We start from the raw sequence: 6,214 nt of genomic DNA on the forward strand, positions 1-6,214 counted from the left end.
CGGCGGCATCAAAGTCTTGACAAGAAAACACCGGATATGGTTTATTGGGCGACACTTCCCAAGAGAGAGACAGCAGCTTGAATAAGCAGCTTACCCACTTAAAAAACAATTTTTGCTGTTCATACAATCCCGACCACCGCTATTCACTCTCATTTATCACATATTTGAAAGAGCTTTATTTTATTACCTTCCTTCTTGAAACAACCAAACCAAGCAAGCCGGAGCCTAAAAGCCACAATGCACCGGGAATCGGTACGGTGGGAAGCTCAATATTATCAACATAAATCTGAGGATAGTCGCTGTTTTTATAAAAGGCCAAATACTGATAATCTGAATATGAAGAATTAGCAGAAAACGTCTGGAATCCGGAAATGCTGTCTGTTGAAAAACCAGTATGTCCATTTGGTTCTTCGTATTCCCCGTCAAAATCATCATCTATAGCGTTTGCCGGAATTTCACCATCATAAAAAAATTGGATGGTGACACCAGTGGCGGCTGGATTATTTGATGCATCAAAGCTTTCTACAGATACGTTTCCTGCATTGAAAAATTGCCCGTCTGAACGCCCGATGGCAATGCCCTGGCCTTCTATTCCAGAAAAAGAATTTATAACAGCTACCTTATTCCCGCTTAGATTAACTACTTCAAGTGCGCTAAAGATATAGCCCTGGTAGGAATAATTACCATAACTACCTAATTCAAAATCTTCAAAAGTTACAATCGTTGCAAGTGCATTTGATACTCCGAAAAAGATACCCAACACACAAATTACCCCTGCCAATATTTTTTTTGTACTTTTCATTTTTTTTCTGAGACCAAAAAGACAAGCTATCCCTGAACCTAAAAGCCACACAGCACCTGGAATCGGAACTGTGCCGGGAGTTGGATTTGTAACATAAAAGTCCGTAAAATTATTACCAGTATCAATACCGGCAAGACGTGACAGGCTTTTACCTGCCGGAGCAGCCAAAGCCGCCGTGCCTTCGCCATAAATGTCTGCACCTCCATAAGCCAGTGCATCAATTATAGTCCCGCCTGAACGTACTTCACCTTGCCAAAGCTGAACTGCATCAGGACCGTTTTGCAAACTCGTTGTAAGAGGGATTGTAAGAACTTCCGATGGAACATTTACATAAGAGCCTGCAATTACCAACAGACCGTTTTGGGGAAGTGTGTATCCCGATAAATCGACCGTATAATAAATCTGGCCATCACTTCCATTTATACCTATAAGGGAAAAACCACCCAGGTCCGTACCCGAAAGGCCATAAAGCTCGATGAACTCTTTTCCTTCATCCGGCCCTTCTGCGTCATAATAGATCTCCTGTATTACAGGGCTTGCCGGATTAGCAAAAGCATGCCATGGTGTCCCCAAAAAAACTACAAAAGCGCAAAACAGCAACAAAGGTTTAATAGTGTTTTTAATTGATTTAATCATTTCTCTTCTCCTTTTTTTGGATGGGGTATTTTTTATAAAACCACATTGATATTTTAATATTATGTTAAGAGGTCTTACAGATCACTTACAGATTGAGGATAATATAAATATAATAAACCCAACGGATGCAATAAATGGTGGCTCAGTGTGTTAATCTGGGAATATAGTGATGGCCAAGATAATGTTTCGGTTTTTGCTATAACTTTGGGAGGATGCATATGCGTATCAAAAAAATTGACTTAAGGTTTCGGGGATGCACCATTGAATACAGTTAATATTGTATATCTTAACTGAATGAGGAGCATCAGCTGCTTTGGCGATTTTTACTTTTTCTTGCTGCTTGAAGGCTATGGAACAGAGCTATGGTTTTATTGCTTGGTTCCAAACCTTCAGCAGATAGAATGCTTCGGCAGTTGTTGAATGCAAGAAGCGCCTCGGCAGTTCGGCCCTGGGTGTTTAAAGTATACATCAAACTTTGATAGATGGGTTCGGCTGCATTGTCTATAACCAAAGCCTGCTGAAGAATGTTTATGGCCTTTTCCATATGACCGATATCTGATAATATCTTTGATGTGTCGATTACTGCTTTGAGCCACTGCTCTTTTAGCTTTTGCGAATAAGAAAAAATGAATGTGCTTGGCGCCTCAGCATACTCAAACGCACCCTTGTATAATGATAACGCTTTTTCAAGGTAATCTTTCTTGGCTATCAAGTCTGAAACAGACTCTGATTGTTCTAATAAGGCTTCAAAATACCAGGTATCAACCCAGCATAGCTTACTATTTAGTTCCAAGCGGTTGTTATTCATAATTACTACCTGATCATTGCCTATGAGTTTGCGCAGCCGATACAAGGTAGTGTTGATGCTTTGTATTGCCCGGTCTCCATCCGTATCCGGCCATAACTGGTCGGTTAAAGTATCCCTGTTTATACCTTTTTGACTTTGGCAAATTAGCAGCCTTAATAATTCAAATAGTTTTTTAGGTGTTTTTGAGGATATTGTTAATGGTTGATCATTAACAATAACTTTGAAGCAGCCCATAGTATAAATTTTAACCAGCCAATTCCAATGAATGGCTGCAGAATGTGGTTTTTCAGGAATCAACTGGTGTTGTTCAATGAATCGTTTGACCTGCTCAATTTCCACATCGGCTTCCATGGCTTTCTGACAGAAAAAAGCCAGCTCCGAGTGCAGCCACCAGTTTGCATCAAAGATGCCGTTTTCACGGGAAAGTTGGAATGCTTCTTTTAGATAACGAATGCCAAGTGTAGCGTCTTTTTTGGAATAAAAAAACTGGGCCTTTGTCAACAGCTCTTGAAATTCTATAAGTATGCAACCCTGGGCACGGGAGCTGCCGGATATCCTGTCCAATAATCTTTGCGCTTCGCCGATTGCTCCGGAAGCCAGCAAAAGCCTGACTTCAAACAATCTGGCACTTATTGCCGTTGCAACTGGTGCACCGTTTGCTTCTCCCAGCTCAAGCGCGGTTTTAATATGTGATAAAGCAAGGGATAAATTACCTGCTGCATATGACTCCCAGGCGCAAAGGCCGTGGTAATGTGCTATATCTACTGTTTCATGCGGTTTAATGGTGTGCGCCATCTTTTTCAGATATTGACGCGCAACAAATAAGTCTCCTGTAACAAAGGATGCATAAGTGGCATGTGAGTATATCAAGCCATCATAGACTTTCACGCCGGTCTCTTCACTTAATTCCAATATGCTTTCCACAGTGTTTTTACAGCGCCTGCTCTCACCACTGGCTTGAAAATAGACAAACTGGATAACATTAAACATGATCCGCTGCATGGGGAAAACATCGCGTTTATCAATTGCCGGCTCCAGCCACTGCAGAATGATTTTTGCATTGTTAACTCTGCCATGCCAGCAATGAATAAGAACAAGAAAATTTGCAAACATGATATGAAGAGAAAGATCATCGCTTTCGTGCATCATAGTTGTGCATCTGTTAATCCAGTTTCCAATGGATGGGTGGGCTGGTGCACGAATGGCCAAAGCCCCAAGCATGGCGCCCGAAAAGCGACCACAGATTTGCAGATCATTGATATAAGATAGATAAGGTTCAATAATCTCGCCTTGTTCAATCCAAAAATCCAACCCCTGCATCTCAGATCGGGATAGGAAAAATGACTCCACAGATGCCGAAAAGCTTAGCATCTGTCCAACAATATCTTGTGATTTACAGAATTTATGATAAGCATGAGTACAGAGCTTACGCCCTTCAAACGGATTATAGGGTAAAAGGCCGACGCCTTGCCACAACAACATCCAGGAGTTGTTATCGATTAAATTTTGCGGCAGATAGCTTATCCATTTTGACAGGATTTGAGGTCTTCCCTGGAAGAACAGTATATAGGCATGAATCTGTATAAGCTCAATAAGCTTATCCCATGCCTCTGCTTCAACAAATAAGGTTACTGCATGATCCAATGCCCCGTGTTTCACTGAAAGTTTTGCCGCCCGGCAGCGTATATTGTTTAGTGCCTCCTTAGAAAAATGTCGTTCAGCCTGTTTATTCAAAAAATTTAAAAACAAAGGATGATACCGGTACATGGGCGTAGATGCTGAAAGCTTTTCAAGAAAGAAGTTATCGTAACCAAGCTGTTGTATAATTTCGGTGGCTCGATCAAATTCAACAAGCTGGTTAGCTGTATCGGTTGTAATTTCATTTAGAAAAGATGTTTTAAGAAGAAAGTCTTTTGTTGTATTGTCAATGTTTTGTAGTACTTCAGTTCCGAAGTAGTCAAAGATGGTTTCCGGTGTGCTTTCCGAAGGAAATTCCGGTGTGCCGGATGAAAAATCTGCACACAATAACCATAAAATTACACCGGCAATCCAACCTTGGGTAATCTCATAAAGTTGTTTTACATGGTGATCGCTCCACATGATACGGCCCAAAAGATCAACCACCTCTCGTAATTCCTCTGAGGTAAATGCCAGATTATTCCACCCTATATGCCGAACCTTTCGGTTGGCCTGCAATCTTGCCATCAAAGAAAGTGGATTGGTTCGGCTGACGATTGCTATCTTAATACCATCCGGCAAGAGTTCAATGGCCTTTAGCAGGGCTTGATGTATTTTGGAATCGGCTGGAACTTCCTGAAAATTGTCTAATACCATCCAAAAGGGCCTTTTGAGACGTAAAAACAAATTTTCAAAATATCGCCGGAAAAAAGTTTCCAAACCAAACTGATATTCCGGCGTTAACAGAGGCAAAGCCGGTTCAGGAGGATCTAAGATATTGGCAGTTGCCTGCTTGAGATAGTAAAAAAAAGTGGATAAATCGCCATCCTCCGTATCCATCTGATACCAGAGGTGGGGTATTTTATTAGTTGAAAGATAGCTTGCAATAAGTGTGGATTTACCACATCCGCCAGGACCGGAGAGCCAAATAGCAGATGTCGGAGCCGAAACATTCAACAAATCAAAAAGCCGCCGCCGAAGCACTATTTTGCCAAGGCTTGGCGACGTAAATTTTGTAAGAAAGAACTCTTGTGTCATAGGTGCCCCTGAGTAAAATACCAAGCACTTAAACAAATAAACTTAATAATAGTCAAATCCAGCTTAAGTTATATAACCTGCAACCAGTTATATATATTCATTTTAAATGTCAAACGAATTGTTTATAAATCAGCAATTCTCAGCGAATGGTTTTTTTGATCGTAACTATTTGGCACTATTTCAATGTTTAAAATCGAACACATCCCGTCTTATCGTTACGCCGGTCAATTTGTATCCATCCACCATATCCTGATTTAAACATTTTATCCAAAATAATTTCAAAAATTATCTTATCTGTAAGTTTGGCTGGTGTATTATAACAAAAAAGTATTATCCTTTTTGCACTACAAAAAGCACAGATTGTGTGCCATATTGCCTTGTTATTATAACTTCTTGCTAAGGGAAAAACCTATCGTCAACAACTTTTATTGTAATTGACGAATGAATTACCAGCTAACAATATTCAGGTGAAATCATGTCTGAAAATTCTACAGGGGATAAATCTTTCCAAAGCAACACAAAAGATGATTTTCGGGTTCAGTCTCCGGCCATCAATTTACCCAAAGGCGGGGATGCAATCCGGGGTATTGGAGAAAAGTTTGCGGCCAATCCGGTTACAGGCACCGGTTCCATGTCCGTGCCTATTGCCACAAGTCCGGGGCGTTCGGGTTTCGGGCCTCAGCTTTCTTGTCCTATGATTCCGGGGCAGGCAATGGGCCGTTCGGGGGCTTTGGGGGGCTTTGGGGACGCCCTTTATATTTTTACTTACTTAAACAAATCACTATATTATCTACTAAATCATCTAAAAAATGTTGAAGTTAAAAAGTTCAGAGTATTTATATTATTACTACCACCTGCAAAACTAAAACCCAAATAAAATCCCGATTCCCGATATAATCGTATTTTGTGCCTCAAAAACTTTATGTGTCAAATTTGGCAATATGTTCCCATCCCGATTTTTGAAATTCTTTTATTTAAAAAACAAAAAGCCCCATGCTTCAATTATCTGAAGATTGGGGCTTTTTTATATCCGGTCATATTAAATCCTTGAAACTTTATAAAGGAGCTCGTAGATTGCTTCGCAAATTAACCAAAGGGATAAACTGAAGGCGCGGAAGGGAGAGATATGATACACCAAGAGAAAGCGATGTGTTCTGAAAAGAAGACCGGTTTTCCATTGGTGTTTAATACCCGCAAAGGAGCATGGTCCGGGCAGGTGGCGGCAACCTCACTGGTGAAGCCCAACGCTATCC

The 6,214-nt window shown here is 40.7% G+C and carries 3 protein-coding genes; 1 reads left to right on the plus strand and 2 read right to left on the minus strand.

Translation table 11 applies throughout. From position 1 onward, the window contains the following. Window positions 1-175: 175 nt before the first annotated feature. Together KKC46_15655 and KKC46_15660 are read right to left on the minus strand one after the other, a co-directional pair. Window positions 176-1,438 carry a lamin tail domain-containing protein gene (locus KKC46_15655; GenBank protein ID MBU1055238.1) on the minus strand — a complete coding sequence of 421 codons (1,263 nt, stop codon included), beginning with the start codon at window positions 1,436-1,438 and terminating at the stop codon, window positions 176-178. Between the two features lie 304 nt (window positions 1,439-1,742). Beyond that, a complete protein-coding gene (locus tag KKC46_15660) occupies window positions 1,743-4,961 on the minus strand; it encodes a winged helix-turn-helix domain-containing protein (protein ID MBU1055239.1) in 3,219 nt (1,072 codons plus the stop codon). A 475-nt stretch (window positions 4,962-5,436) separates the two neighbouring features. Here KKC46_15660 and KKC46_15665 point away from each other — a divergent pair, with 475 nt between their 5' ends. Continuing rightward, window positions 5,437-5,838 (plus strand): hypothetical protein, encoded by a 402-nt coding sequence (locus KKC46_15665; GenBank protein MBU1055240.1) that lies wholly within the window; start codon window positions 5,437-5,439, stop codon window positions 5,836-5,838. The last annotated feature ends 376 nt before the right edge of the window (window positions 5,839-6,214 follow it).

The organism is Pseudomonadota bacterium (genome assembly GCA_018817425.1).
Taxonomy (GTDB): Bacteria; Desulfobacterota; Desulfobacteria; order Desulfobacterales; family RPRI01; genus RPRI01.

Excerpts from the sequence above, each read along its gene's own strand:
- KKC46_15655 (MBU1055238.1), bottom strand. The coding sequence starts at position 1,438 with ATGATTAAATCAATTAAAAACACTATTAAACCTTTGTTGCTGTTTTGC.
- KKC46_15660 (MBU1055239.1), bottom strand. The coding sequence starts at position 4,961 with ATGACACAAGAGTTCTTTCTTACAAAATTTACGTCGCCAAGCCTTGGC.
- KKC46_15665 (MBU1055240.1), top strand. The coding sequence starts at position 5,437 with ATGTCTGAAAATTCTACAGGGGATAAATCTTTCCAAAGCAACACAAAA.